The sequence below is a fragment of the Jezberella montanilacus genome (genome assembly GCF_003003055.1).
Classification (GTDB): Bacteria; Pseudomonadota; Gammaproteobacteria; order Burkholderiales; family Burkholderiaceae_B; genus Zwartia; species Zwartia montanilacus.
In genome coordinates this window covers 53158-78761 of record NZ_PVTV01000019.1, presented here as the reverse complement: position 1 = coordinate 78761, position 25604 = coordinate 53158, and the positions used below count along the sequence as shown (strand labels likewise).

General features: G+C 52.1%; 24 protein-coding genes. 15 read left to right on the top strand and 9 right to left on the bottom strand.

Features of this window, described 5'->3' with window-relative positions; all coding sequences use genetic code 11:
* Window positions 1-4: 4 nt before the first annotated feature.
* A complete protein-coding gene (locus tag BCM14_RS15005; protein WP_106228859.1) occupies window positions 5-367 on the top strand; it encodes a c-type cytochrome in 363 nt (120 codons plus the stop codon).
* A gap of 42 nt (window positions 368-409) precedes the next feature.
* Here the strand turns inward: BCM14_RS15005 and BCM14_RS15000 are convergent, their stop codons facing one another.
* Window positions 410-835 (bottom strand): DUF1841 family protein, encoded by a 426-nt coding sequence (locus BCM14_RS15000; RefSeq protein WP_106228890.1) that lies wholly within the window; start codon window positions 833-835, stop codon window positions 410-412.
* An 83-nt stretch (window positions 836-918) separates the two neighbouring features.
* Between BCM14_RS15000 and icd the strand changes: the two genes are divergently transcribed.
* Window positions 919-2175 carry an NADP-dependent isocitrate dehydrogenase gene (gene icd, locus BCM14_RS14995; protein WP_106228858.1) on the top strand — a complete coding sequence of 419 codons (1257 nt, stop codon included), beginning with the start codon at window positions 919-921 and terminating at the stop codon, window positions 2173-2175.
* A gap of 299 nt (window positions 2176-2474) precedes the next feature.
* On the opposite strand, the gene BCM14_RS14990 is transcribed toward icd, so the two are convergent.
* Together BCM14_RS14990 and trxB are read right to left on the bottom strand one after the other, a co-directional pair.
* On the bottom strand, window positions 2475-3176 hold the full coding sequence (locus BCM14_RS14990; protein WP_259673668.1) for a Smr/MutS family protein: 702 nt from the start codon (window positions 3174-3176) through the stop codon (window positions 2475-2477).
* A complete protein-coding gene (gene trxB, locus BCM14_RS14985; RefSeq protein WP_106228856.1) occupies window positions 3163-4122 on the bottom strand; it encodes a thioredoxin-disulfide reductase in 960 nt (319 codons plus the stop codon). Before trxB ends, BCM14_RS14990 begins: the two co-directional genes overlap by 14 nt.
* Before the next feature lie 44 nt (window positions 4123-4166).
* Between trxB and BCM14_RS14980 the strand changes: the two genes are divergently transcribed.
* The 12 genes from BCM14_RS14980 (at window position 4167) to BCM14_RS14925 (ending at window position 17950) form a co-directional block, all read left to right on the top strand.
* Window positions 4167-6536, top strand: a complete 2370-nt coding sequence (locus tag BCM14_RS14980; RefSeq protein ID WP_106228889.1) for a DNA translocase FtsK — start codon at window positions 4167-4169, stop codon at window positions 6534-6536.
* A 94-nt stretch (window positions 6537-6630) separates the two neighbouring features.
* The gene (gene lolA, locus BCM14_RS14975; RefSeq protein WP_375318496.1) at window positions 6631-7239 is read left to right on the top strand and encodes an outer membrane lipoprotein periplasmic chaperone LolA; all 609 of its coding nucleotides are present in this window, start codon (window positions 6631-6633) and stop codon (window positions 7237-7239) included.
* 9 nt (window positions 7240-7248) lie between these two features.
* Window positions 7249-8553 (top strand): replication-associated recombination protein A, encoded by a 1305-nt coding sequence (locus tag BCM14_RS14970; protein ID WP_106228855.1) that lies wholly within the window; start codon window positions 7249-7251, stop codon window positions 8551-8553.
* Window positions 8554-8690: 137 nt separating this feature from the next.
* Window positions 8691-10127: a cytochrome ubiquinol oxidase subunit I gene (locus BCM14_RS14965; protein WP_106228854.1), complete on the top strand. Its 1437-nt coding sequence runs from the start codon at window positions 8691-8693 to the stop codon at window positions 10125-10127.
* A 2-nt stretch (window positions 10128-10129) separates the two neighbouring features.
* Window positions 10130-11134, top strand: coding sequence for a cytochrome d ubiquinol oxidase subunit II (gene cydB / locus BCM14_RS14960; RefSeq protein WP_106228853.1), 1005 nt, complete (start codon window positions 10130-10132; stop codon window positions 11132-11134).
* Between the two features lie 51 nt (window positions 11135-11185).
* Complete coding sequence (locus BCM14_RS14955) at window positions 11186-11296, top strand: DUF2474 family protein (RefSeq protein ID WP_106228852.1); 111 nt, start codon at window positions 11186-11188, stop codon at window positions 11294-11296.
* Window positions 11297-11387: 91 nt separating this feature from the next.
* Complete coding sequence (gene serS / locus BCM14_RS14950) at window positions 11388-12728, top strand: serine--tRNA ligase (RefSeq protein WP_106228851.1); 1341 nt, start codon at window positions 11388-11390, stop codon at window positions 12726-12728.
* Window positions 12729-12730: 2 nt separating this feature from the next.
* Entirely contained in the window at window positions 12731-13627 is an 897-nt protein-coding gene (locus BCM14_RS14945; protein ID WP_106228850.1) for a DMT family transporter, read from the top strand.
* Between the two features lie 27 nt (window positions 13628-13654).
* Complete coding sequence (locus BCM14_RS14940) at window positions 13655-14731, top strand: hypothetical protein (protein ID WP_106228849.1); 1077 nt, start codon at window positions 13655-13657, stop codon at window positions 14729-14731.
* Between the two features lie 75 nt (window positions 14732-14806).
* On the top strand, window positions 14807-15604 hold the full coding sequence (locus tag BCM14_RS14935) for a shikimate dehydrogenase family protein (RefSeq protein ID WP_106228848.1): 798 nt from the start codon (window positions 14807-14809) through the stop codon (window positions 15602-15604).
* Window positions 15604-17205, top strand: coding sequence for a GMC family oxidoreductase (locus tag BCM14_RS14930; protein ID WP_106228847.1), 1602 nt, complete (start codon window positions 15604-15606; stop codon window positions 17203-17205). The genes BCM14_RS14935 and BCM14_RS14930 overlap by 1 nt, the downstream gene beginning before the upstream one ends.
* Window position 17206: 1 nt before the next feature.
* Entirely contained in the window at window positions 17207-17950 is a 744-nt protein-coding gene (locus tag BCM14_RS14925) for an SDR family NAD(P)-dependent oxidoreductase (protein WP_106228846.1), read from the top strand.
* Between the two features lie 5 nt (window positions 17951-17955).
* Here BCM14_RS14925 and BCM14_RS14920 read toward each other — a convergent pair whose 3' ends face one another.
* The 3 genes from BCM14_RS14920 to BCM14_RS14910 are packed head-to-tail and all read right to left on the bottom strand — an operon-like array spanning window position 17956 to window position 21914.
* Window positions 17956-19539: a glycerol-3-phosphate dehydrogenase/oxidase gene (locus BCM14_RS14920; RefSeq protein ID WP_106228887.1), complete on the bottom strand. Its 1584-nt coding sequence runs from the start codon at window positions 19537-19539 to the stop codon at window positions 17956-17958.
* Window positions 19540-19547: 8 nt separating this feature from the next.
* Complete coding sequence (gene glpK / locus BCM14_RS14915; RefSeq protein ID WP_106228845.1) at window positions 19548-21056, bottom strand: glycerol kinase GlpK; 1509 nt, start codon at window positions 21054-21056, stop codon at window positions 19548-19550.
* Window positions 21057-21101: 45 nt separating this feature from the next.
* Window positions 21102-21914, bottom strand: coding sequence for an SGNH/GDSL hydrolase family protein (locus BCM14_RS14910; protein WP_106228844.1), 813 nt, complete (start codon window positions 21912-21914; stop codon window positions 21102-21104).
* A 78-nt stretch (window positions 21915-21992) separates the two neighbouring features.
* On the opposite strand from BCM14_RS14910, the gene BCM14_RS14905 reads away from it, so the two are divergent.
* Window positions 21993-23162 (top strand): CaiB/BaiF CoA transferase family protein, encoded by a 1170-nt coding sequence (locus tag BCM14_RS14905; protein ID WP_106228886.1) that lies wholly within the window; start codon window positions 21993-21995, stop codon window positions 23160-23162.
* Here the strand turns inward: BCM14_RS14905 and queE are convergent.
* From queE to queC, 3 genes are read right to left on the bottom strand one after another with little or no spacing between them, the layout of a single operon-like run.
* Window positions 23146-23781, bottom strand: coding sequence for a 7-carboxy-7-deazaguanine synthase (gene queE / locus BCM14_RS14900; RefSeq protein ID WP_106228843.1), 636 nt, complete (start codon window positions 23779-23781; stop codon window positions 23146-23148). The genes BCM14_RS14905 and queE overlap by 17 nt on opposite strands.
* 7 nt (window positions 23782-23788) lie before the next feature.
* Window positions 23789-24898 carry a 6-carboxytetrahydropterin synthase gene (locus BCM14_RS14895; RefSeq protein WP_106228842.1) on the bottom strand — a complete coding sequence of 370 codons (1110 nt, stop codon included), beginning with the start codon at window positions 24896-24898 and terminating at the stop codon, window positions 23789-23791.
* Window positions 24898-25596 carry a 7-cyano-7-deazaguanine synthase QueC gene (gene queC, locus BCM14_RS14890; RefSeq protein WP_259673666.1) on the bottom strand — a complete coding sequence of 233 codons (699 nt, stop codon included), beginning with the start codon at window positions 25594-25596 and terminating at the stop codon, window positions 24898-24900. Before queC ends, BCM14_RS14895 begins: the two co-directional genes overlap by 1 nt.
* Window positions 25597-25604: the final 8 nt, after the last annotated feature.

The window sequence follows — 25604 nt, the reverse complement described above, 5'->3', positions numbered from 1 at the left end:
CTTCATGAAACTTCTTTCGCTCGCTCTCGCTGGCACGACCCTGCTGATTGCTTCGACGTTTGCTAATGCGTCTGACTTAGCTGCTGGTAAAGCCACCTGGGAAAAAATCAACTGCGCTTCCTGTCACGGCGCAGATGCAAAATCTCCAATCCTTCCTGAGTATCCAGTTTTGGCTGGCCAGCACGCCGACTATCTGGCGCATGCTTTAAAAGCTTATCAACGTGGCGCCCATGAAGCCCCTACGACCGCCAATGGTCGTAAAAATGCTGTGATGGGTGCTTTTGCGGTGCAATTATCCTCGCAGGATATCAGCAACGTGACAGCTTGGTTAGCGTCGATGCCCGGGCCGCTCAGCGTCCATAAGTAAGCGCTAATCAGTCAGCTTTCCCCGGCGAAGTAATCTGTGATTTCAGAGGCCAGCGCGCCTCTGAATCAGCTCAAGGTAACTGTCACTGTTGAGCGCGGTGCCAGATCGCTGTGACTCCCAGACGACTTGTCCAAGGCATTCCATGATTTCATGGGCAGCGAAGTGTCTGTCGACCTTTGCCGACAAGGTGTCGTAGGCGGCTTTGATTCCTCGGGGTTGGTCGATCGAAACCTGTTCAGTGATGGCCAAGTGCATGGATAGGTGTAAGAAGGGGTTTGTTCTCCCTTCTTCAACGGAGTAGTCACGAGTCAATGCCTCGTCACTTTCGAGGTCGGGTTGGTATTCGGGGTGCTGCACCATCCAGCCTAAAGCCTGAGACTCAAGCGGGGTAAGAATATCGTTTTGGCGGTGTTTGCGCCAAGCTTGTACAAAAAATTCGCGGACTTCTTCTCTGGATGGACTAAACATATCTGTACAGGAATTCGCCTTCAGTTTGAGATGCGCCATATAACAAATAGAATGGCAGAAAAACAATGACAACAGGAGCAATCATGTCATATCAACACATTGTCGTGCCGACTACAGGTAGAAAAATTACGGTCAGACCCGACTTCTCATTGGAAGTACCCAATGATCCTATTATCCCTTTTATTCAGGGCGACGGTGTGGGTGCTGATATAACCCCCGTTATGCTTAAAGTTGTGGATGCAGCTGTTCAGAAGGCCTATGGTGGCGCCCGCCAAATCCACTGGATGGAAATATTCGCTGGTGAGAAAGCGGCAAAACTTTATGGTGCTGATGATCGATTGCCAGCCGAGACCATTGCCGCGGTGAAAGACTATGTCGTGTCGATCAAAGGTCCGCTAAGCACCCCAGTCGGGGGCGGGATCCGCTCTTTGAACGTGAGCTTGAGGCAACAGCTTGATTTGTATGTCTGTTTGCGGCCAGTGCGTTATTTCAAGGGGGTTCCTTCACCCTTGCGCAATCCAGAGAAGACTGACATGGTGATTTTTCGCGAAAACTCCGAAGATATCTACGCGGGGGTAGAGTTCGCGGCAGGGTCCGAACAGGCGAAATCGTTGATCGATTTTTTGCAACAAAGCCTTGGAGTGGATTCGATCCGTTTTCCGACCACGTCCGGCGTGGGCATTAAACCTGTTTCAAGCGAGGGAAGTAAACGCTTGGTCCGCAAAGCGATTCAATATGCGATTGATCACAATCGCTCGTCCTGCACCTTGGTACACAAGGGCAATATTATGAAATTCACAGAAGGTGCGTTTCGCGATTGGGGGTATGAGCTCGCGCGCGAGGAGTTCGGTGCCGAATTGATTGATGGTGGACCCTGGTGCCGCATCATCAATCCAAAAACTGGCAAAGAAATCATCATCAAAGATGTGATTGCCGACGCGTTTTTGCAACAAATATTGTTGCGTCCAGCAGAATACGACGTCATCGCGACACTGAATCTGAACGGCGACTACTTGTCGGATGCCCTGGCAGCTCAAGTAGGCGGGGTTGGCATTGCGCCTGGTGCGAATTTGTCTGATACGGTTGCCATGTTCGAAGCGACTTCAGGCACCGCACCCAAGTACGCCGGTAAGGATTACGTTAATCCGGGCTCCGAGATCTTATCGGCCGAAATGATGTTGCGCCATCTGGGCTGGTTTGAGGCAGCTGATTTGATTGTCAGCAGTATGGAGAAATCCATCTTGTCCAAGCATGTCACCTACGACTTTGCCCGCTTGCTGCAGGGCGCGACTCAGGTCTCCTGCTCGGGTTTTGGTGAAGTGCTGATTGCTAACATGTAGTGGTTAGTGTCAAAGTAATTCGTTTGTATTAACAAAAACTGATCGCTGACTTTTGTAATCAGAAACAGCTATCTGCAAAAATCCGCCCTAAATAAGGGCATTCCCTGATGTTGAGTGAGGCTAATTGGTGCATTATTTGTCACATGCGGGTGAGGTGACAAAGCCTGGTTGGAAAGGTCGGGGATAACGGCACCAAAACAGGTAATAAAAAAAATATAAAAATAACAGCGCAACGGCTGGCACAATGTGTCAGCCGTTGTTGCTTTAGCCTTTGCTCGACGCGGTTTAAGGCTGCGACTTTAACTTAACTTGCTGGCTGACCGCGGCTTAAGCAAAACAAACAAAACGCCCTGGCCGCCATGAGCGTTTGGCGGAGTCGCAAACGCCTGTACCGACCCTATTTGTGTCAACCAGTGTGCCACCAGTTGTTTGAGGACAGGCTGCCCCTGCTTCGATCCATAACCTTTGCCATGGATAACCTTGACGCATCGAGTGCCGAATTCTCGACTGGTTTCGATGAAATCGACCAGTCTGCCTCTAGCTTGGTCGGCGTTCAGGCCGTGCAGGTCGAGTTGCGCTCCGATGGGCCAGTAGGCTTGTTTTAGTTTGCGAATCGTATCCGGCCCAACGCCCGTCGCTGCAAAAGTAGAGTCTGGTGCATCGACTCGGTTAAGGTCGGCATAGACGCCCGGACCGTCTGAGACAAGCAAAGGACGAGTCACACTGGCATCCACCCTTGCAGCACCCAATGCTTGTTTTCTGCGCTGCGCGACCACCTCAGGATTATCAGCTTTGGACGGCTGATGCACAATTCGAGACGCGGTCTTAAGCGGAACCACCGTGCGCGTCGCACGCGCAAATAGCTTGTTGTCTTTCGCTTGTTCAGGGCGCACGACCGCAGGTGCTTCAGGCGGAACTAACGCCGCCAGACGGGATTTTTCAGCCTGGATCTCTTTGTAAAGTAAGTTGAGATCAGTCAGGCTTTTTTTATTGCTCGGCATTCTCCAGCCAGCGCTGTGCGTCAAGGGCGGCCATGCAACCTGTGCCGGCGCTCGTGATGGCCTGACGGTAGACGTGATCCTGTACATCGCCTGCAGCGAACACGCCGGGTACCGAAGTCATCGTGGCCAAACCAGACAACCCGCTCTTTGTCACGATATAGCCGTTATTCATCGTCAACTTACCCTCAAAAATCGAAGTGTTGGGTTGATGACCAATAGCGATGAATGCACCCGTCACGGCCAGTTCAGTTTTCTCGCTGCTTCCTGTGCTTTTGAGCCGAACCCCTGTAACGCCCGTTGCGTCGCCGAGCACTTCATCCAGCTCTTGATGCAAAGCGAGCTTCATGTTGCCATGGGTGACTTTGTCCATCATTTTGTCGATCAGAATGGGTTCTGCACGAAATTTGTCACGACGGTGCACGACCGTGACGGTGCGGCAGATATTAGACAAGTACAGGGCCTCTTCAACTGCTGTATTACCGCCGCCAACGACCACAACATCTTGATTCTTATAGAAAAAACCATCGCAGGTTGCACAGCCCGAGACGCCGCGGCCCATAAAGGCTTCTTCTGAAGGGATGCCAAGGTATTTGGCCGACGCGCCAGTAGCAATGATCAGGGCGTCGCAGGTGTATTCGTTGCCACCATCACCTATCAGTTTGAAGGGACGATTAGATAAGTCGACACTGGCGATATGGTCATAAACCATTTCGGTGTTGAATCGTTCAGCATGGGCTAAAAATCGCTGCATAAGATCGGGACCCTGAACACCTTCGGCGTCAGCGGGCCAATTATCAACGTCAGTGGTTGTCATCAATTGACCGCCCTGAGCCAGACCAGTCACCAGAACGGGGCTCAGGTTGGCCCGAGCGGCGTAAACAGCCGCTGTGTAGCCGGCTGGGCCAGACCCGAGAATCAGGACTTTTGCATGTTTGCTTGTCGACATCAGGTATTTACCCCTATATTAGTTAGCAAATTATAATGTGCGCCATGCCCAAAATATCTGCAGCTACTGCGCGCACCGCGCGAACGACCCGAAACACCAAAAACGGCCCCTCCGCCATGCAGAGCCGTTTGTTCTCCATCCTGCGAGAAGCGCGGTGGATTTTCTTTGCAGCACTCGCTGCCTGGCTGGGCCTGGTGTTATTCACTTGGTCTGCCAGCGATGGCGGTTGGGTCCACTCTAGTGCCTCAACTATCATCCATAACCGCGGCGGGTATCTGGGCGCTTGTTTAGCCGATATTCTGTTCTCGGTTTTCGGTTTTTCGGCCTGGTGGCTGGTGGTGCTTTTACTCCATCGGGTCAGGGCTGGTTACAGGCGACTAGCCAATCAGATTCGCACAAAAGGTGAGCCTGAAACCCTTGAGCGCGTCAGATGGGAGCAGGGCATCGGTTTTTTTATGTTGCTCATTGGTTCTGTGGGGATAGAAGCTCACCGTTTTGGTTCTTGGGGTATGCGCTTGCCGGGGCACACTGATGTCATGAGCGGCGCGGGCGGTTGGATTGGCCAGGCATGGTCCAGATTTTTATGGCAAGGCGTGGGATTCACAGGTAGCACACTGATTTTGTTGGCTTTAGTCTGCGTCGGTGCCAGTCTGTTTTTTGGTTTTTCCTGGTTGCTGCTCTGCGAACGGGTCGGTCTATGTTTAGAGTGGGTATTTAACAAGATCAAGGACTGGCGCGCAGCACACGTTGATCGCCAGGCGGGTGAGGTGGCACAGGCCAGACGACGCGAGCAAGTTGAATCCAAGCAAGACATCATCGTGCACGAGCAACCCATCCGCATCGAGCCTGCGGTGCTCTCGGTTGTTAAATCAGAAAGGGTACAAAAAGAGAAACAGCAGACCTTGTTTAGCGAGCCCTCTGCCACAGGTGATTTGCCTGCGCTCTCACTGCTCGATTCACCACCTCCCATCATTGAGACGGTAACCCCTGAAACCATTGAGTTCACATCCAGACTAATTGAAAAGAAGCTTGCGGATTTTGGCGTGCAGGTGCAGGTCGTGGCAGCTCAGGCTGGCCCAGTCATTACTCGCTATGAGATTGAACCAGCTACCGGGGTAAAAGGTAGTCAGGTCGTGAACTTGGCTAAGGATCTCGCTCGTGCCTTGAGTCTTGTCAGCATTCGTGTGGTTGAAACCATTCCTGGCAAAAATCTGATGGGACTAGAGCTACCCAATCCGCGACGTCAGATGGTTAAGCTTTCTGAAATTCTTGGCTCACAGGTCTATCACAGCAATCATTCAGTGGTGACCATGGCGTTAGGTAAGGATATTGCGGGTAATGCCGTCGTCGCTGATCTGGCAAAGATGCCTCACTTGCTGGTTGCCGGTACGACCGGTTCTGGTAAGTCAGTGGGCATCAACGCCATGATTTTGTCTTTGCTTTATAAAGCAGATGCCAACCACACTCGCTTGATTCTGATCGATCCGAAGATGCTGGAAATGAGTGTCTATGAAGGCATCCCTCACCTGCTTGCGCCAGTGGTCACCGATATGCGCCAGGCGGCTAACGCCTTGAACTGGTGCGTTGGAGAGATGGAGAAACGGTATCGTTTGATGAGTAAGCTTGGTGTTCGTAATCTGACTGGTTACAACACGAAAATTCGGGAAGCAATCAAGCGTGAAGAACCTATTCCCAATCCCTTCTCGCTAACGCCCGATCAACCTGAACCACTAAAGGAACTTCCCACGATTGTCGTCGTGATCGATGAGTTGGCCGACTTAATGATGGTGGTGGGTAAGAAGATTGAAGAGTTGATCGCTCGTCTTGCTCAGAAGGCACGTGCGGCAGGCATTCATCTGATCCTGGCTACCCAACGTCCCAGTGTGGATGTCATCACGGGTCTGATCAAGGCCAATATTCCTTCGCGCATTTCGTTTCAAGTTTCGTCCAAAATCGATTCGCGCACGATTCTCGACCAGATGGGCGCAGAGGCTTTGCTGGGCCAGGGGGATATGCTTTACATGGCCTCTGGATCAGGCTTGCCTGTGCGCGTGCACGGTGCCTTTGTCTCAGATGATGAAGTCCATCGCGTCGTGGATTATCTGAAAGAGCAAGGTGAGCCTGATTACATCGATGGTCTGCTTGAAGGTGGCGTTGCGGGCGAGACAGGAGATGGTTTGAGTAGTGTGACGGGGTTTTCGGATCCTGAAGCCGATCCCATGTACGATCAGGCTGTCGAGGTCGTGCTGAAAAACCGGCGGGCTTCAATTTCTCTCGTCCAGAGGCATTTGCGTATTGGCTACAACCGGGCTGCGCGCTTGCTCGAGCAAATGGAGAATGCTGGCCTCGTATCCAAAATGCAGTCCAACGGTAATCGCGAGATTCTGGCGCCGAGCGCTAATCAAGAGGAATAGGCCCGCTATGTTTCTTAACCGGATCGTCTCTAGACTGGTGGCAGTGATCCGGAGTGCAAAAATCGTTTCTGCCGCGATGATTGGTCTGCTTTTGATGGGTGCTGGTACCTTTGAGGATGCTTGCGCTGCCGCCGCTGCACACGGTGATGCTGTTGGTCAACTGAACAGGTTTGTGGCTAGCGTCTCAGCGGCGCGCGGCGAATTCGCTCAATTTACGGTTGGGCCGCAGGGCCTGACCAAGCCTAAGCAGTTTGGTGAATTCCTGTTTGAACGACCTGGGCGCTTCAGCTGGCATGTGTTGAAACCTTACGAACAGCAAGTGGTCTCTGACGGAGCCACACTGTTTCAATATGATCCTGATTTGAATCAAGTGATGACAAGAGCGGTCGGCCAAGCCATCGGTACGTCACCCGCAGCCATTTTATTCGGGTCTGGCGATCTGACTCAGGCGTTTAATCTCCAGGCGCTGCCCGATCAAGATGGCTTGTCATGGTTGCGTGCGCTGCCCAAAACATCCGATGCTGGTTTTGTTCATGTAGACATAGGTTTCGCGCAAGACTTGCCCGTCCGGTTTATTTTGCTGGATGGCTTTGGTCAAACAACGCACATTGAAATGAGTAAGCTGCAAGCGAATCCAAAATTACCAGCAAACAGTTTTAAGTTTGTGGCGCCGTCGGGTGTCGACGTGGTTAAAGCACAATAGGTTTGTCGCGTGGCGGATGATCTCTTCAAGTCGATACCGGCGCCACCCTTAGCCGAGGAGCTCAGGCCCAAGCACCTCAATGAGGTCGTCGGGCAGAGTCATTTGCTGGGCGTAGGCAAACCCCTGCGCCTCGCCTTTGAATCAGGTCACCCGCATTCGATGATTCTCTGGGGCCCTCCAGGGGTTGGCAAGACCACCATTGCACGCCTCACTGCGCAAGCCTTCGATTGTCATTTCATTGCACTCTCTGCGGTCTTTGCAGGGGTTAAAGAAATCCGCGCTGCGATGGAAGCAGCCCAGCATGCGCTTGATCAAAATAACAAGCAAACCTTGTTATTTGTTGATGAAATCCATCGGTTCAATAAATCGCAACAAGATGCGCTCTTACCTTTTGTCGAATCAGGACTGGTGACTTTCATCGGGGCGACAACTGAGAATCCGTCGTTTGAGGTGAATTCAGCGTTATTGTCGCGCGCGCAAGTTTATGTGCTCAAGTCATTAACGGACGATGAGTTAAGGGCGTTGCTTAAAAGGGCACAAGTGCAAGCGCTCGAGGGTGTGCAATTTGAAGACTTGGCAGTCGACACCATCATTGGTTACGCCGATGGCGATGCCAGAAGATTTTTGAACTTGCTTGAGCAATGCAAAACGGCTGCAAGCGCTGCTGATGTGCAAATCATCGATGCCGATTTTATTAAGAATGCGTTGACGCTCAATGCGCGGCGTTTTGATAAAGGTGGGGATAATTTTTACGACCAGATTTCTGCACTGCATAAATCTGTGCGCGGCTCAAACCCCGATGGTGCACTTTATTGGCTCTGCAGGATGCTCGATGGTGGCGCTGATCCCAGGTATCTGTCGCGCAGAATTGTTCGGATGGCATGGGAGGATATTGGGCTTGCTGATCCACGTGCCATGCAGATCGCGAATGATGCGGCGTTGACCTACGAACGGCTTGGTAGCCCGGAAGGTGAATTGGCCCTGGGCCAGGCCGTCATCTATCTTGCCGTGGCAGCCAAGAGCAATGCGGGCTATAAGGCCTACAACCAGGCACGAGCATTTGTAAAGCAAGACAAGAGTCGCGAGGTACCCGTGCATCTGCGTAACGCACCCACCAAACTGATGAAAGAGTTAGGTTACGGGCATGAATATCGCTATGCCCACGATGAGCCCAATGCTTATGCAGCAGGTGAAACCTATCTGCCTGAAGGGGTAGAAGACCCTGGGTGGTATCAGCCAGTGCCAAGAGGGTTGGAAATTAAGATTATAGAAAAGATGGCACTGATGAAAGCGTGGGACAAAGGAGAGAAATAATTGTTTTTTTTATTGTGAGAAATTAATCCATCACACCTCATAAAATTTGTCTGTTCGGTAAAAAAAGTAATAGACGTTTCTCAATACAGGAGTAACCTAATCCTAGCGATTGCGCTCTTACAAAGAATGGAGTCACGATGGATTGGTTCGATGCTCATAACCTAGCTCGCTTGCAGTTTGCCTTCACTGTCAGTTTTCATTTTATCTTCCCCTCATTCTCGATTGGCCTGGCCAGTTATCTTGCTGTCCTGAATGTAGGTCATCTTTACACGGGCAAGGCCGTCTACCTGACACTCTTTAATTACTGGAAGAAAATCTTCGCTGTCGCCTTTGGCATGGGCGTTGTGTCCGGGCTCGTCATGAGTTATCAGTTTGGTACCAACTGGAGTGTCTTTTCTGATAAGGCAGGTCCAGTTATCGGCCCTTTAATGGGGTACGAGGTGTTGACGGCATTTTTTCTTGAAGCTGGATTTTTAGGGGTGATGTTGTTTGGCCGTGATCGCGTGGGTCCCAAACTGCATTGCTTTGCCACCCTTTTAGTGGCTTTCGGCACCGCCTTGTCTGCCTTCTGGATACTGTCGGTTAACAGCTGGATGCAAACACCTGCTGGTTACAGCATGAATGCGGCTGGGCAGTATATCGTTGAGGATTGGTTCGCCGTCATCTTCAATCCATCCTTCCCTTATCGGCTGGTGCACACGGTGCTGGCCGCTTATCTCACGACGGCACTCGTGGTCGGAGCGGTCGGCGCCTATCACCTGCTCAAATTCAGAAAACATCCGCCAACCGAAACGCACGGTGAAGATTCGCTTCAAGCAGGTCGCACCATGTTCTCAATGGCAATGTGGCTCATTGCCTTTGTGGCACCCCTGCAAATCCTGGCGGGTGACATGCACGGCCTGAATGATGTCGAGTACCAGCCTAAAAAAATCGTCGTCATAGAAGGTCATTACGAAACGGTCACGCCTGCACCGCTCGTCTTATTTGGTATCCCCGATTCAAAAGAAAAGAAACTTCATTACAAAGTCGAAGTCCCTTATCTTGGCAGCTTGATCGTGACGCACAAGTTAGATGGTGTTATTCAAGGTCTCAACACCTGGCCCGATAACGAGGTACCGCCCATGGCGTTGCCGTTTTTCGCGTTTAGGATCATGGTGGGGCTGGGCATGTTAATGCTGGGGCTCGCTGTCTTGGGACTCTGGCAACGTTACAAGAAGAAGCTTTACGCTAGCCCCTTTCTACATAAATTTTCGGTGGTGATGGGGCCGGCTGGCTTTGTTGCAGTGGTGGCGGGTTGGATCGTGACCGAAGTCGGTCGTCAGCCCTACACCATTTACAACTTGCTGACGACTTGGGATTCTCGGTCGCCAGTTGATGCTGCTGCCGTTGGTGCGTCGCTGATTGCCTTCATCGTTGTGTACTTTGCGTTGTTTTCGATGGGCATCTATTACATTCTGGTCATGATGAGGCGAGCACCCGAAGCCGGTGACGCCCATTTGCCGGTCGACGAGCCTGTTCGCGCTGCAGGCATGGGCGCTGGGCAGACCATCAATACGCTCACCAAGGGGGCCTGATCATGAGCATCGATTACGCATTGATCTGGGCAGGTCTTGTCGCTGTGGCAGTCATCACCTACGTGATGCTGGATGGCTTTGACTTGGGTGTTGGGATTCTGTTTCCATTTATTAAAGATGCTGAACATCGTGATCGCATGGTCAACAGCATCGCACCAGTCTGGGACGGTAACGAGACCTGGTTGATTCTGGGCGGGGGCGGTCTACTGGCGGTTTTTCCGCTGGCGTATTCGATCATCATGCCTGCACTCTACGCACCAATAGTCGCGATGTTACTGGCACTGGTTTTTAGGGGTGTAGCGTTTGAGTTTCGCTGGAAATCAGCCAAGCACAAACCTTATTGGGATTTTGCTTTCTGGTTTGGTTCTATTCTCGCCACTTTCACCCAAGGGATGGCTCTAGGTGGGCTGGTTCACGGGATCCCAGTCTCTGGCCGTGCCTATGCAGGCGGGTGGTGGGATTGGATTTCGGCTTTCAGTCTGATGACTGGGGTTGCTTTAGTCATTGGCTATGCTTTGCTAGGCGCGACTTGGTTGTATCTAAAAACAGAGGGCGAGTTGCAAGAGCGAGTTCGTCACCTTGCACGGATAACAGGCGTCCTGATGCTCATCATGATTGGCGTTGCAAGTTTGTGGACCCCATTGCTGCACGAGCAGTTCAAAGCAAAATGGTTTGCCTGGCCTGCCATGGCCTTCGTGGCGCCAGTGCCAATTTTGGTTGCAGTTTGTGCTTTTCTGCTGTTTCGTGGCCTTGCCCGCAAGCAAGAGCTGATGCCTTACTTAGCAACAAACGGGTTGTTTTTGCTCTGTTACATCGGTTTGCTGATCAGTTTCTTCCCCTATATTGTGCCGTCTTCGGTCACGCTCTGGGATGCGGCCGGCCCCGATAAGAGCCTGGCGTTTATTCTGCCAGGTGCGTTGGTGATCATTCCACTGATACTTGCCTATACGGGCTACGCCTATTGGGTGTTCCGGGGCAAGGTCAGACACAGCAGTGCTTACCATTAAGGCACCACGCAAACAGGGCATTTTCTTGATGAAGCTGAGGCTGAACAAACGATGAAATCGACCGCGACCAAGCGCTTCGGCTGGTTTGTCCTGATTTGGGCAGCCAGCGTCTTGGCGCTTGGGATTGTTGCTTACGGCATACGCTGGATGATCCGTCACTAGAAAAAAGCCATCAAGTTTGCTCTCTGAACGCCCGACGGCGTGACAAACATTACAATGATCAACCATTCAATGATGTTTGTAGAGTCTGACTATGCATGATCCAGCCCTATTACGTAAAGATTTAGCTTTTGTGGTTGCCCGCTTGGCTAGCCGTGGCTTCGCATTTGATACGGATCATTTCAATTCGCTTGAGTCCAGACGCAAGTCTGTTCAGACTGAAACCGAGAACCTGCAAGCCCAGCGCAATTCGCTGGCCAAGCAGATTGGTTCGCTTAAAGCAAAGGGCGAAGATGCGAGTGCTGTCATGGCCGAATCTCAGGCCATCCCAGTCAGGCTCAAAGCACTTGAGGCTGAGCTCAGCGCTATACAAAGTCAATTGGCAGAGATGTTGATGGCTATCCCTAATTTGCCTCACGAGAGTGTCCCGCCAGGGCAGGATGAGCAGGGAAACGTCGAGGTGAGCCGCTGGGTACCGCATTCAGATCCGCAGACAGGCAATCCTCAGGGCTTGGGTTTCGATCCCCTGGATCACGTCGCCATCGGCGAGCGGATTGGGCTTGACTTTGAAACGGCTGCAAAATTGTCAGGTGCTCGTTTTGCTTTCCTGAAAGGCCCTATCGCCAAGTTGCACAGGGCGCTGGCGCAATTCATGCTGGATTTGCAAACGACTGAGCACGGTTACACCGAGTGCTATACGCCTTACATTGTTAACGCGTCGACCCTCATGGGGACCGGGCAGTTACCAAAATTCAAGAACGACATGTTCTGGGTGACAAGGGGTGGCGATGATGGCGTCGACGCTAACGGCAACCCTGTTGTGCAAGAAGAACAGTATTTGATTTCTACATCCGAAATTACTTTGACCAATTTTGTGCGGGATACCATCGTGCCTGCGACGGACTTGCCGATTCGTCTAACGGCACACACCCCTTGCTTCAGATCTGAGGCGGGTAGTGGTGGACGCGATACGCGGGGCTTGATCCGTCAGCATCAGTTCGACAAGGTAGAGATGGTGCAGATTGTGGCGCCAGATACCTCGTATCAGGCACTTGAAGAAATGGCTGGACACGCAGGTAAGGTGTTGCAACTGTTAGGCTTACCCTACCGAGTCATGTTGCTCTGCACCGGCGATATGGGCTTTGGCTCGGCAAAAACCTATGACTTTGAAGTCTGGTTGCCGGCCCAGAATACCTGGCGCGAAATCTCCTCCGTATCCAACTGCGAAGCGTTTCAGTCGCGCAGGCTACAGGCGCGTATTCGCACAGAATCGGGCAAGACCGAATACTTGCACACGTTAAATGGATCAGGCCTTGCTGTGGGCCGGGCCTTGGTTGCTGTGCTTGAGAACTATCAAAATGCCGACGGTAGCGTCCGCGTACCCGACGTTCTGCAATCCTACATGGGCGGTGTCAAAGTACTCGGTGCAGTTTAAGCATGCTGCGGCCGCTTAACCTGTTGTTTTTGCTGGTGCCTCCCGTTTTCTGGGCAGGCAACGCCGTCGTGGGTCGAATGGCCGCAGGGACTATCCCGCCACTTACCTTGAATTTTGTGCGGTGGTTTTTGGCACTCCTTCTATTGCTGCCGTTTGTCTGGAACAATCTGAAACGTGACTGGCCCCTGCTAAAAAAACATTGGGTGTTAATGGCAGTCACCGCCTTTTTGAGTATCACCACCTATAACGCCCTGCAATACTTAGCGTTAACGACCTCAAGCGCCATCAACATCACGCTGATCACGTCAGCTGGTCCAATCTTCACGCTGTTAATTGGCCGCCTGTTTTTTGGCTCACAAATTAGTCGCCCAGCTACTGTTGGCGCCATCATATCGATCGTCGGAGTCGTGTGGGTTTTAGTGCGAGGCAATCTTGATAATGTCGCGGGTATTCATTTTGTGCCCGGTGATCTTTTCATGTTGTTGGCTGTAGCGCTCTGGGCTTTGTACGCCTGGGTTCTGCGCAAACGCCCTCAGTCCATTTCAATCTATTCAGCCTTCGCCGCCCAAATCGTGCTGGGTTCTCTATTTGCTTTTCCCATGATGCTCGCTGAGCTGTCGTTTGGCTCTTACGCGCCCATTTATTTCAACCTGAAACTGCTCGCCATCTTGCTCTATGTGGTCACCTGCCCAGCGCTACTCGCATACATCTGCTGGCAACAAGCTGTTGCAAGAACGGGGACTGAATTGCCAATGTTTTTTCAGAATTTGACCCCAATCTTTGCGGCTTTGTTGTCTGTCGCCTTGTTAGGCGAACATCCCGAAGGCTATCATGTTGTCGCGTTGGTGTTGATTGTGCTTGGTATTGTGCTGGCGAATCGAAAACAAAATACTAAATAATTTCAATTTGGATGACGAGTAAGTTTGATGATCAACGTGTTTAAGTGCTTTGAGTGGATGTCAGTTCAGCGGTTCATAAGGATTTGTGGTGGAGGCTTGTTGGTGGTCGCGAGCCTCTTTGGGCCACACGCGGTTGCAGCAGAAGAGCAACGGGCTGCAACCAATGGGGCCTTCGACTTGCCGTTTTTAACCGGATCCAACAAGGCTCAGGCTGAGCAGGTATGGTACGGGTATGACCGGGCAACACGGTCGCTCGCGCAAAAATGGGCTCAAGCAGAAATACCTGCCACAACTGACCGGACGGTCTTTTATCCTTTTTCAGGCCCCGATTTTGTAAGCGCCGCTGCGTTGTTCCCAAATGCTGACCATTTCGTCATGGTTGCGCTTCAGGCTGCCGGCGAGCCCGCGTCGCTTAGGCAGATGTCGGTTGCTAAACAAGCGAAGTTCCAGGAAAAGTTTCTGCATGAATGGAGAAAATTCGCCAAGCTGGGATTTTTTAGAACTGACGATTTAAATCAGGATCTGTCCGATCCGGAGGCGCACATCGGCGTGTCTACGATACTCATCAGCTTCGCAACTTACTCGGGTTATCAGGTGAAAGAGGTGTTCCCGATTGCCGTGGACTCGTCCGGCGAGGTCGTTCAAGTGAGTGGTCCCTGGCATTCGGTACGCTTGATCCTTACCAAAAATGCACGTGATGTCGTACTTGATTACGTCAGTACGGATTTGTCTGACCGCAATCTGAAAGAAAACGAGCCGTTGCGCAAGTGGCTCGAGAAGAACGCTACTCACCCGACCATGCTCAAGGCCGCATCACATCTCTTGCAAATGCCAAGTTTCAGCGTGCTGAGAGAGATGGTTATGGCTCATGCGCCTGTCGTGGTGCAGGATGAAACTGGGCTTGATTACCTTGACTTGAGCAAGATTGGCCATGTCACCTTGTACGGGGGCTTTCTCTACCCGCATGAGTTGTTTAACCGTAATCGCCAAGCCTCACTGGCGCAAGCTTACAAAGAGTCGAAAGAAATTAAGCCTTTGCCGTTCGCGTTCAGTTATAACAAAGGTCAGGAAAGACGGTGCATGCAAATCGTCAAACGCGGCTGAGGTGTTGAGCGTTTGAGGTCCTAAATGGTTTATGCTGTGCCTCTAAAGTAAAAACAAAAAATACATAGGGACATCATGGACATCACCGGCCAAACGCGGATCTGCGCGATCGTTGCAGACCCGGTTCAACAGGTCAAGGCGCCACAACTTATCAATGCCTGGGTTGATAAAAAGTGTGTGAACGCTGTGCTTGTTCCCATGCAGGTTGCACCGGCCGAGCTAGCGAGTTGGGCGCAAGCCATGAGGGGATTAAAAAATCTTGACGGCTTTATCGCCACGGTGCCGCATAAGATTGCCATGTGTGACCTCTGTGATGAGGTGTCTCCGGCAGCCGCGTTGGTTGGTGCAGTCAATATTGTGCGGCGTGATCCGGATGGCCGTTTAATTGGCCACATATTAGACGGCGAGGGTTTTGTTGCTGGCCTGCGCCGCAGCAACATTGCTCTGGAAGGTAAACGAGTCATGCTTTGTGGCGCGGGTGGCGCAGCTAATGCCATTGCGTTTGCGCTGATGGCTGCTGGTGTCGCTGCATTAGCGATTTATAACCGCACCACGGCTAAAGCCCAGGAATTGATCGATCGCTTGAAACCTATTTATCCCTCGGGTGAACTGACCCTAGCGACTGACAGCCCAGTCGGCTTTGATCTCATTGTCAATGCGACTTCCCTTGGGATGTCAGAGACCGATCCGTTGCCGTTTCGAGCCTATCAATTGGTGGCGACTCAAATTGTGGCTGAGATCATTATGAAACCCGCGCTAACACCTGTTTTGGCGGTAGCGCAAGAAAAGGGCTGTACCGTACAGTTCGGTCTGCCTATGCTTGAATGCCAGATCGATTTGATGGCTGATTTCATGAGGCTTGGACAACGTTAATGGAAACCTTTGACTATGTGATAGTGGGTGGTGGCACAGCCGCTTGTGTACTGGCTAATCGTTTAACGGCTGATGGTCAATACACGGTTTTGATGCTTGAAGCGGGTGGTGAACCCAAAAGTATGTGGATTAAGATACCAGCCGGTTTTACCAAACTACTGAATGATCCGGTCTACAACTGGCGCTTTAGTACTGAGCCTGAGGAGGGCACCAAAGGCCGTCAGATTGCGATTCCGCGCGGTAAAGGGCTCGGGGGTTCGACTTTGATTAACGGCATGGTCTTTGTGCGTGGCCAGCCCGAAGATTACGATCAGTGGGCTTTGCAAGGTGCAACAGGTTGGTCGGCAGCCGACGTTGAACCGTATTTTAGAAAGTTCGAAACCTATCTGCCTGGCGATGCAGGGCGTGGCAAAACCGGCCCGATGCACGTGTCGCCGATCGCTGAGCGTTATCCGCTGATGAGCGCTTTTTTGAAGGCGGCCGAGCAAGAGGGTCATCGCCAGATAGAGGATTACAACGGCAGTGATCAATCGGGTTTTGGCTACTATCAAGCATCGCAAAAAAATGGGCAACGTTGGACTGTGGTGGATGGCTACATCAATCCTGCTAGACATCGCAAAAATCTGACGATTCGAACTGGTGCTTCTGTACAGAAGCTAAAGTTAGCGGCTAATCGTTGCACGGGGGTTGTCTATCGCTCTGCGGAAGGCTCATTCGAGGTCTCTGCCAAGCGTGAAGTCGTGATGGCCGCTGGTGCGGTACAGACCCCGCAGATACTCGAATTATCTGGCGTGGGCGAGCCGGTACTATTGCAGCAATACGGCATCGAGGTTAAGCACGCCTGCCCAATGGTGGGTGAAAACTATATCGATCATTACGCCACACGCATGAACTGGCGCGTCAAAAATACGCAAACACTGAATGAATTAGCTCAAGGTTGGCGCCTCAGTGCCGCGGTACTCCAGTACTTTACTCAACGCAAAGGCATTCTCACTCTGGGTACTGGATTGGGGCATGGATTTGTGAAATCCCGCCCCGATATTCCCACACCCGATGTGCAATATTTTTTCATGCATGCGAGTTATGCCAACGCAGCCATCAGAAAGCTGGATGCCTTCCCCGGTTTGACGATTGGGGTGGCTGGGCTCAGACCTAAGTCGTTAGGCAGTATTCATATTCAATCGGCTGACAGCACGAAACAGCCGCGTATCCGCCCTAATTTTCTAGCCGAGCAGGAAGACAGGGATGTTCTGGTCAGTGGCATGAAAATCGCCCGACGGATTGTCGGTCAAGCCGCCATGAGTCATTACATTGATCATGAAATGTCGCCGGGTGATGTCACTCAAACTGATGAGCAATGGTTGGATTTTGCCCGAGAAAATGGCCAAACAATCTATCACCCAACCGGTACCTGCAGGATGGGGACTGACGAGCGGTCGGTGGTCGATCCATCCTTGAAGTTCAAAGGGATTGACGGACTACGCGTCGTCGATGCGTCGGTCATGCCAGCTATGGTGTCCGGTAACACGCAGGCTGCGGTGGTGATGGTCGCCGAAAAAGGTGCCGACCTGATCTTGATGGATGCAAAAAAAGGAGAATAGGATGACATACGATTTTGCAGGTCGTGCGCTAGTCTTGACTGGGGCAGCAGGCGGCATTGGCAGGGAAATTGCTAAACGCTTTTACCGGGACGGCGCCAATCTTGTTTTGGCCGATCGGGATAATACTGCGTTAGCTGCAGTCGTCCAAGACCTTGGGCTCGCCCCAGAACGCTGCGCAACCTTCGCCATGGACGCAGCCTCATCCAAAGATTGCGAAGCTTTGGTGAAACTCGCGGCAGATCGCTTTGGTGGCATTGATTATCTGGTGCCGGGTGCAGCCATCTACAAGTTTCAGCCTGTCGACGGGATGACCGATGAGCAATGGCGTGAGACCATGAGCATTAATCTGGACGGCGTCTTTTACCTGATCCAACGCGCGCTACCATACCTGAGTGACGAGAGCGCCATCGTAAACATTGCTTCTGTTGCCGCCCATCGAGGTGCCTTCCACAATACGCACTACAGCACCACCAAAGGCGCCTTGTTAAGCCTGACGCGTTCGTTGGCAAGAGAGTTAGCACCAAGAACCCGGGTTAACTCAGTGTCGCCCGGTATTATTGAGACACCGATGACTACAGAGTTAATGAAATTGCGTGGTGCTGATTCGATCGCTCAAACGCCACTTAAACGTTTTGGTCAACCTGGTGAGATAGCCTCTGTGATTGCATTTTTATGCAGTAGCGATAGCAGCTTCATGACGGGTGAGGATGTCAGTGTTAACGGAGGCATCCATATGGCGGCCTGAAACCCTTAAGGCAGCCGTAAATAGTGTTCGCACAATTCGAGAAACTCAGACAGGCCGGGATCAATCCCGGTTTCACTTTGCAAGATACCGGCCACGCTGGGTGCCATGCTTTGCGCCAGTCTGGCGTCCAGAAATAAGATGCGCGCGCGTCTGGCTAATACGTCTTCGACCTTGCGGGCATATTCATATCGTGCCGCGAACCTGACCATTGCCTCAGTCAGCTGACCGCCTAATTCGTTGTCATGGCCGGGCAGGTTAAGCAGTTCATCCGCCTCGTCCCCGTACAAAGCTGCGCCACCTGCGACGACCATGGGGTCGACAAAATGCTGGTTCTGTTGCGCCCCAACCAGTAGCAACCTGACCGTGTCGTCACCTTGTTTTTTCGACAATAAACCAGCGTCAAAACAATGATTCAAAGCATCTTGTGCCATCACGCGATAGGTTGTCCATTTTCCGCCTGTCACCGTGACCAGTTTGCTTGGGCTGATCAAGACGGTATGTTCACGACTGATTTTTTTGGTGTTATCGCCGTCATCTGATGGTGGTTTGACTAATGGTCGTAAGCCTACCCAGATGCTTTTGACATCAGCCCGAGTCGGCGCTCGCTCGAGGTATTTGGCACCTTCATCAAGAATAAAATCCAGCTCTGCTTTAAAAGGGTCTGGTTCTCGGCTCAGATCATGTCTTGGTGTGTCGGTGGTGCCGAGAATCACTTTGCCGCGCCAAGGCACGGCAAATAAAACCCGACCGTCAGCAGTTTTAGGCACGATCAGGGCCTCATGTCCTGGCAAGAAACTGGCGTCCACACTGATATGCACACCTTGGCTCGGGGCCACGATAGCCTGGCTGACTTGATTGCGCGTGGCATCGTCGCTTGCTCGCAATCTGTCAACCCAGACACCTGCTGCGTTAATGACGCATTTGGCTGAGATTTTAAAAGACTGCTGCGTTTCCCTGTCCTCGCAAACCAGTCCACTTATTCGACCGTTTTCATGGATCAGCTCATTGACCTTGCAGTAATTCACGAGCAGGGCGCCACGCTGCGCAGCGGTACGAGCCAGAGCGAGCGCCAACCTTGCATCGTCGAATTGGGCATCCCAGTACCGGACCGAGCCTTTCAGTTGCCTCAGTTGCAGATTGGGCATGCTGCGCCGGGTGGCAGACGATCCCATGATTTGAGTTTTGCCCAAACCTCGCTTGCCAGCGAGCGCGTCGTACATCTGCAGGCCTATCGCATAAAACGGTATTTGCCAGTACTTGTAGCAGGGCAGAATAAAAGACAAGCGTTGTGAGAGATGTGGTGCATTATGCAAAACCGTCGAGCGTTCGTGCAAGGCCTCTTGAACGAGAGAGATGTTACCTTGTGCGAGGTATCTCACCCCACCGTGTAATAACTTAGTTGATCGCGACGAGGTGCCGTGTGCAAAATCTTCTGACTCGATTAACGCCACGCTGAAGCCGCGCGCCGCAGCGTCCAAAGCAATGCCCAGTCCGGTCGCGCCACCACCCACGATGGCCAAATCATATTGAACGAGTGCACCGAGGCGATCGAGCAACTGAGCTCTGTCAGTTGGTTCAGGCCTGTTCATGAAGGTGTTCAATTCTCGGCCCATCCCAGTGAACGTTCTACGGCCTGGCGCCACCTTGCAATCTTGTTTTGTCTTGCAGCTTCGTCCATCAAGGGTTCGAAAACGCGGTCAACGGCCCACAGCGACGAGATCTGTTCGGTATCGGACCACACACCAGTCGCCAAGCCTGCAAGGTAGGCAGCACCCAGTGCAGTTGTTTCTGTCACTTTGGGTCTGACCACTGCGACGCCAGAGAAATCAGCTTGCATCTGCATCAAGAGATTATTGTGACAGGCACCCCCATCGGCTCTGAGTTCGCTCAAGGCGATACTCGAATCTTTTTGCATCGCGCCAAGCACGCCAGCGACTTGCAAAGCAATCGATTCAAGAGCGGCTCGGGCGAGGTGAGCCTTGGTTGTGCCGCGCGTGATGCCTACTAAAGATCCTCTTGCTCGACCGTCCCAGTCCGGTGCACCGAGACCGGTGAAGGCAGGCACCAGATAGGCATCTCCGGTATCCGGCACAGAAGCCGCCAACGCCTCTACATCCCCTGCGCGATTAATGATCCCAAGTCCGTCGCGTAACCACTGGATCGTCGCCCCGCCCATGAAGACAGAACCTTCGAGGCAATAGGTGGCAGCCTGATTGGCTTGTCTTTGCCAGCCCACAGTCGTGAGCAAACGATTTTTACTGGGGTATGCCTGATCGCCTGTATTCATCAACATAAAGCAACCTGTGCCATAGGTGTTTTTCGCCATGCCCAGCTTGAAACAAGCCTGCCCAAAGGTTGCTGCTTGCTGATCCCCGATGATAGATGCGATGGGTAAAGATCGTCCCAGCAGATCGGCTTCGCTGTGACCGAGAATGCCAGAACTCGGCACGATATGCGGTAGTAACGAACGAGGGATGTCGAACAAGTCCAGCAGGTCCTGATCCCAATCCAATGTCCGCAGATTGAACAGCATCGAACGCGAAGCGTTACTTGGATCAGTTGCATGCACTTTGCCGTTTGTCAGTTGCCACACCAGCCAGGTATCAATCGTGCCAAAAGCTAGTTCGCCCCGCTCAGCCCTCACGCGTGCACCGTCGACGTTATCAAGTATCCAGCGTATCTTTGTTGCAGAAAAATAGCTGTCAATGAGCAAACCAGTCTTGTCCGCCACCAATTGGGCGTGCCCAGCCTCTCGCATACTTTGGCAAAAATCGACGGTCCGGCGGTCTTGCCAGACAATTGCATTGGCAATAGGCAGACCTGTTTTTCTATCCCACACAACAGTGGTTTCACGTTGGTTAGTGATAGCGATTGCAGCAATGGCATCAAGCGACATCGTGTGCTTGGACCTGGCCTCGGCGACGACCGCCTGCATCACGCTGAGTTGCGAGGACCAGATGGTGTTGGCGTTGTGCTCAACCCAGCCCGGGTGCGGGAAAATCTGCTCGAATTCTTCTTGAGCGGTACACACGACTTCGCCAGCGGCGTTGAACAGAATCGCTCGCGAACTCGTTGTGCCTTGATCCAGCGCCAAGATGTAGCTCATGACTTTAAGTCTCTTTTATTGTTCTGTCAGCACGAGTACCTGATCTTACTTGATCCCGTAAAAAGATTTGACAGTATCCCATGCAGTATTCTGCAGAAACGCCACCGTTGCAGCATCCAGACCAGCTGTGTAAGGATTGCCAACCGGGGATTGCCTGAACAAGGATGCGTAGACCACACTCGCGCCCAGGTAAGTACCGGCAAGACTCGGGTGACGGTGATCTGGCGCGTACAGGTTCAAGTCTGGCCGCGCCTTTTTGGACGCTGCAAAGGCTAAACCAGCTGGGATAACCATCATATTGTTCAGATTGCCTGCTTTGACATACTCGGCTGCAAGCGGTTCGGTCATTTCAGGTTTGTCGTCATATGCCCAAGACATGAACAGCATAGGCTCTGCACCATGGCTGCGAACAGTATCTCCGTGTTTCTTTACGTATTCATAGAAAATAGGCTGCAGTTGCGGGTGGATGGGGCACTGACTGCAATCCATCATGATCGCGATATCCCAGAGCTTATCAAGCTTGTTGAATTGCACTTCGTTATTGCCTACGAAGGAATACCGGCCAATGCCGTTCGGGGCGAAATAGCTTTCGACGTTATGCCAGTCGAGGCCAGATCCCCCGATGGTGATTGAGGTGCTTCTGAATTCTTGTTTGGTCGCAGCCGCTTTCAGCAGATTACTAACGTGGCCATGCATGCTGTTGTTGTAGTAGAAAAAACTGTTGCCGACATAGATGCCTGAGGTGATTTTCGCAGTGTGTGGCTGCGTAACCTTAGGGGTATCGTAGGCTTGTGCTTGCCCAAGCACCAATGTTAGGGCGATCGCACAGACCGTTTTGAAAATTGACCGTGAAGTCATGAGATTGTCTCCGATAGTGACAGTGGTTTATCCAGTATGCTGAATATAATCGAATGCCAGAATCACAAGACGAAACCGATGAGCAAAAAATTTGATCCTGATCACATTGGACCCCTAGCTGGCGTGCGTGTATTAGATATGTCGCGTCTGGTCGCTGGCAACATGATGTCTGCTTACTTGGCTGATTTCGGTGCTGATGTGATTAAAGTCGAGCGTGAGGGCTCAGGTGACGATTTGCGCAATTGGCGCGAAGCGGGCTGGGACATTTACTGGAAGGTGTATGGCCGTAACAAACGTTCGCTTGTGCTGGATCTTAAGTCAGACGACGGGCTGAATACTTTTAAAAGTCTCGTGGCGACCGCCCAAGTTCTGATTGAGAACTTTGTACCCGGTGGACTCGAAAAAATGGGGCTAAGCCCCGAGCTGCTTCTTTCGATCAATCCGGCGTTAGTCGTGGTGCGCGTATCAGGCTGGGGTCAGACAGGTCCCTTTAGCCACAAACCTGGTTTCGGTACCTTGGTTGAAGCAATGTCAGGTTTTGCACATCTTAATGGCTTTGCGGATAAGCCCCCTGCATTGCCGCCACTTGCTTTGGCAGATATGATCGCGGGTGTGTACGGGGCTGCAGGGGTGTTGACTGCGTTACGGGTGGCCGAGAAAGAAGCTAGGGGTCAGGTAATCGACTTGTCCTTGTTTGAGCCGATCTTTTCAGTGATCGCCTCCGAGGCAGCCAAATATCAGTTGACGGGCGAAGCCACCATGCGAGCAGGCAACCAATCCACCCACACGGCACCGCGCAATGTTTATGTTTGCGCGGATCAGCGATTTGTCGCGTTGTCTGGATCGATGCAATCGATGGCCATGAAAATTCTCGATACTATCGACCGTCCTGAGCTCAAGTACGACGAGCGCTTCAGCACCAATGATGCACGAGTCAAGAATCGTGATGAGCTGGATCGTCTGATCGGCAATTTCATCGCGGCGCGCACTCAAGCTGAAAACCTCGAACTTTTCGAGGCAGCGGGCGTGACGGTGGGTCCTGTTTGCTCAGTGGCTGATCTGGTAGGACACCCCTATATTGACGGTCGTGAGGCTATCGTTGAACTGGAAGACAGAGATCTTGGCTCGATACGTATGCATAACATCGTTCCAAGACTGTCCGAAACGCCTGGCGGGTTTACAAGACCTGCGCCCTTGCTGGGCGAACATACTCAAGAGATATTGGATAGCCTCAAGCAATCCCGATAATCTTATGGGTCTGCAAACTCAGGCGCCATTTTGGGTGATCAAGACAGTATTGGATTGCGGCTCGCGTATTGGCCGCTTGTTCGTTGCTATCCATCGGTTGCAACAGAAAATGTTCGAAGTCCAAGGCTTCGAAGAGTTCGGGTCGCGCTTTAATTTGCGGGAAGACAAGTTTGAGCTCTTGGCCGCTGATCTGATTGAGCGGCGCGTCTGACTTGGGGCTCACACATAGCCAGTCAATTCCTTCGGGTGCTTTGATGGTGCCATTGGTTTCAACGGCAATACGAAACCCTAGGGCGTGTAGTGCGTGGATTGCATCAGCATCAAGCTGCAGCAGCGGCTCACCGCCAGTGCAAACGACTAAGCGATGATCAGGCGATTGTTGAGGCCAGAGTGAAGCCACTTTGGCTGCTAGGCTTGCCGCATTCAAAAATTTATTGCCGTTGATTCCATCGGTGCCGATAAAGTCTGTATCGCAAAATTGACAGACAGCCGTACTTCGTTCTGACTCGCGCCCAGTCCACAAGTTGCAACCAGCAAAGCGCAAAAACACCGCAGGCATACCAGCTTGCGCACCTTCCCCTTGCAGGGTGTAAAAAATTTCTTTTACGCTATAGGTCATGGGAAGCTCAAACAGGGAGGGCGGGCCCGAGCTCACCCCAATAAAGGATGACGCCACACCCTGGAGTTTCAAACAAATCAATACGATCCATTTCAGGGATTTTTGCTGAGGCAAGGGTCTTGATGTATCGGGCAATGTTTGCCGTGTCAGAGTCGCTGTCTGCCAGCACTTCATGCAAAGGCTGATGATCGAGCTGTTTAAAAATTGGATCAAAAACCTCTTTCACATCACCAAAATCGACGGTCCAGCCTCGCACGGTATCGAGTGGTGCATGAAGATGCAGGCGCAAGGTGAAGGTATGACCATGTATGCGTCTTCTTGCATCCCCGTCAGGTGCGCGCTTGAGCTGCACTGCGCTGTCAAGGGTGAATTCTTTCCATATTCGATAGTGATGGCCGTCGAAATGGGCGCCGCATTGAGCTGTTTCGTAAACGGTCACCCAGCTCAGTTCTGGTAGTCGCGGTTTAAGCTTGACCCAAATCCAGGCAGAGATGTTCTCACTGGTTGGGTTCTCCAGGCCGGGTATATCATTCAGACAGGCGTGATCAAGTTCGGCATGAATGGGTGCCCACAAGGCATCCAGCTGATCGTAATCAATCGAAAGCGCTTGTTGACCTAAGTCACGATTGGCATGAAGGATGACCTCAAAACCATGTCCATGCATACGTCCGCATTTATGGTCCGCCGGCACATGAGGTAGCTGATGTGCCGATTGAAACACGTAGCGACGCCAGACATGTGCGTGATCCGACGCGTCTAAATCTACCCCTGATTCCGTTGTACTTTGCACGCCGACCGCGACGATGCCTGGCACCCCACCAGGCAGACCACCGAGCCGCTTCCGTATCCAGCGCGCAATGTTTTCATCGGTTGGTTCGTTGAGGTGTGTGTTCAGATGACTGTAGTCCAGCGGTGCCACGCATTGCTGCAGTTGAACCCTTAGCGCATACACTTCAGCACCGGGAAACTCGGCCCAGCCTAGCGGCAGCTTGACCCTGACTTCGCCGAGATAGCTATGGCCATGTAACTTTGCAGAGCGGTGTCCCGCCGGCAGGCAGTCAACCTGGCAAGCCGCTTCAAAGCGAGCAGCGGCCACGTATAGCAGTTGTTCTTCCATCAGACGAGGCCGAATTTGACGTAAAGCGGATCAATGAGGCCTGCCTCGATGAAACCTTTTGCACGAAGCAAACACGAGTCGCATTGACCACAAGGTTTGCCAGCCGGATCAGGGTCATAGCAACTGGTGGTCTCACTAAAATCAACGCCAAGTTCAGTACCTTTTCGTACGATGTCAGCTTTGGTCATCGTGATCAGGGGTGCGTGAATCTTTAACTGTTGCTTGCCTTCTACACCCGCCTTGGTCGCGAGGTTGCCAAGGGTCTCAAAAGCGTTAATGTATTCAGGCCGGCAGTCAGGGTAGCCGCTGTAATCCATCGCGTTAACACCGACGAAGAGGTCTTGTGCGCCGAGCGTCTCGGCCCAGGCCAGTGCAAAACTTAAAAATATTGTGTTGCGAGCCGGCACATAGGTTACTGGTATGCCTTGCTTGATGTCTTCTACTGAATGTCCTTTGGGTACGGCTATATCAGCAGTTAGCGCAGATCCGCCAAACGCACGCATATCCATATCGATCGTTACATGGCGCGCTACGCCTCTGGCTTTGGCAAACGCGCTGGCTTTTTCAAGTTCGACGGCATGACGCTGTCCGTAGCGAAAGCTCAGGGCATAGACCTCGTAACCTTCGGCCTGGGCAATCGCCACGACAGTGGTTGAATCCAAACCACCGCTCAGTAAACACACTGCTTTTTTTTGCATCAAACTGT